We start from the raw sequence: 2,114 nt of genomic DNA, 5'->3' as shown, positions 1-2,114 counted from the left end.
TCCGCGTAATCAGCCTCTCGGTCATGTCGGTTTCCAACTTCTCCATGCGCGGGGTCTCCCTTTTAGGCGCGTATACTGCAGGTGCGACCCTGATTGCCTGCTATTGTATAAAATCGACAAGAGTTCGTAAAGTGAGCAATCAACACAATTGATTGGCGCTATCGTACAACTCGCTTGTCGCGTCGTTACAACTTTTTCCCGAAAGTGATGGCATCCAGCGTGCTGCCATCAAGGGTGCGGTAGTAACCAGGGCGGCGACCGATGGGTTCGAAGCCGCAGGCACGATAGAGACTGACCGCCGGGTTGTTGGCCCGCATCTCGAGAAATACAGTTTCGGCGCCGTTATTGCGTGCGGTGTCAAAGAACAGTTCGAGCAGTCTCCTGCCGATCCCGTGCCCCCTCAGCTCCGGACGAACCGCAATCAGCAGCAATTCTTCTTCCCCGGGAGCGCGTCGCACCAGGACAAAGCCGGCTGCGGTCCCGCCAACGTCCAAGGGTTCGCCCGATCCATCGATGAGCAGTGCATAGGTATTGGGCATCGAAAGCGAGCTTTCGACCTGGCTACGTGTCCAGGCCTCGCGCCACTGTGGATCGAAGGCGGCTTCCATAACCGCCATAAGTTGGTCCAGATTGGTCATGTTCCGGGCAATTTGGCATCGGGCGGGCGACCGTAGATCGGCGCCAGATCGGTGGTGAGAAGGGTAGCGGACAAGCTGAATACATCGGCGGCGGTGGGCAGCACGGTCCGTGCTGTATGTCCTGTGCCCAGCATGGAGACGAGTTCTTCGGCACGATTGCCGACAATCAGCGCTTCGTGGCTTTCGGCAGCGGCTGCCTGGTGGGTTAGCGAGCGAACCTCTGTGGTCGGAAGTCCATCGGCATCGAAACGCTGGACGAACCACTCACCATGCCCGCCATTCATGCAAATGGTCGCGGCCTCGCCAAGCCGTGCCGCAACAAGAGCGAGTGTCGGATAGCCCAACACTTCGGCATTCCAGGCGACGCCCAACGCACGAGCGACGGCCAAACCGATGCGAACCCCGGTAAAGCTGCCAGGGCCCAATGAAACGCGGATCTGTGCGGCACGCCCCTTGCCGGGTAGCTCGGCAATCATCGGGACCAGCCTTTCGGCATGGCCGCGGCCCAGCACTTCGTGTCGCGCGTCGACCAACACGGGGCCGTCGAACAACGCGACCGAGCAGGCCTCTGTTGCCGTTTCTATTGCGAGCATACGCATGGGCGCGCCCTGCCTCAGGCGGCCTGATGCTTCAAGTCAGGCGATGCGATTGAAGGTATCGAAATCGGGTCGCGGGCTGCGATCGAAGATACTGGCGGGGTCACCATAGCCGATCGAGCAAATGAAATTGCTCCGGTGGCGCGGCTCGTCGCCAAAGAACGCCTTGTCGACGGCGGCATTGTCGAAACCGGACATCGGACCGCAGTCGAGGCCCAGTGCGCGGGCGGCCAGCATCAGATAGGCGCCCTGCAGCGCAGAATTGCGAAAGGCACCTTCCTGGCGCAGCTGCTCATTGCCCTCGAACCAGCTCTTCGCGTCGGTATGCGGGAACAACCAGGGCAATTCTTCGTGGAAATCGATGTCGTAGCCGATGATCGCCGTGACCGGGGCTGCAAGAATCTTGGCCTTGTTCCCCTCTGACACCAGGTCGGCGAGTTGCTGTTTGGCTTCGTCCGACTTGACCCAGACGACCCGCGCGGGCTGCATGTTCGCCGAAGTCGGCGCCATCTTCATCAGGTCCCAGATCGCATGCAGCTGATCGTCGCTCACCGGCCTGTTGAGCCAGCCATTATAGCTACGGGCTTCGTTGAACAGCTGGTCGAGTGCGTCGGCACCCAGCGTGCGGTCATGGTACTGCTTGGTCATGTTGGTCCCTGGTTTTGCTGGCCTCAGGCGGCGCGGACTTCGGATACTTCGGGCACATAGTGCTTCAGCAAACCCTCGATGCCGTGCTTGAGTGTCGCCGTGGAAGAGGGGCAGCCCGAACAGGCCCCCTGCATCTGCAGATAGACTATGCCGTCGCGGAAACCGCGGTACTGGATATCGCCGCCGTCCCCCGCCACGGCGGGGCGAACCCGGGTTTCGAGCAGTTCATGGA

General features: G+C 60.7%; 4 protein-coding genes. All 4 read right to left on the bottom strand.

All coding sequences use genetic code 11. The features are described from left to right. Positions 1–185 precede the first annotated feature (185 nt). Entirely contained in the window at positions 186–638 is a 453-nt protein-coding gene (locus AAFM29_RS02090; protein ID WP_341711169.1) for a GNAT family N-acetyltransferase, read from the bottom strand. Beyond that, complete coding sequence (gene tsaB, locus AAFM29_RS02085; protein WP_341711168.1) at positions 635–1,237, bottom strand: tRNA (adenosine(37)-N6)-threonylcarbamoyltransferase complex dimerization subunit type 1 TsaB; 603 nt, start codon at positions 1,235–1,237, stop codon at positions 635–637. Before tsaB ends, AAFM29_RS02090 begins: the two co-directional genes overlap by 4 nt. A 36-nt stretch (positions 1,238–1,273) precedes the next feature. Next, positions 1,274–1,882, bottom strand: coding sequence for a malonic semialdehyde reductase (locus tag AAFM29_RS02080; RefSeq protein ID WP_341711167.1), 609 nt, complete (start codon positions 1,880–1,882; stop codon positions 1,274–1,276). Positions 1,883–1,905: 23 nt separating this feature from the next. Continuing rightward, the coding region (locus AAFM29_RS02075) for a NifU family protein (RefSeq protein ID WP_341711166.1) at positions 1,906–2,114 on the bottom strand (209 nt) is incomplete at its 5' end.

The sequence above is a fragment of the Erythrobacter sp. genome (genome assembly GCF_038133525.1).
In the GTDB taxonomy this organism is placed as follows: Bacteria; Pseudomonadota; Alphaproteobacteria; order Sphingomonadales; family Sphingomonadaceae; genus Qipengyuania.
Note: the sequence above shows the minus strand (reverse complement) of the source record. Positions and strands in the feature narration are given on the sequence as shown.

Bases quoted from the DNA above. Each gene is read 5' to 3' on its own strand.
- AAFM29_RS02090 (WP_341711169.1), bottom strand. From the start codon at position 638: ATGACCAATCTGGACCAACTTATGGCGGTTATGGAAGCCGCCTTCGAT.
- tsaB (WP_341711168.1), bottom strand. From the start codon at position 1,237: ATGCGTATGCTCGCAATAGAAACGGCAACAGAGGCCTGCTCGGTCGCG.
- AAFM29_RS02080 (WP_341711167.1), bottom strand. From the start codon at position 1,882: ATGACCAAGCAGTACCATGACCGCACGCTGGGTGCCGACGCACTCGAC.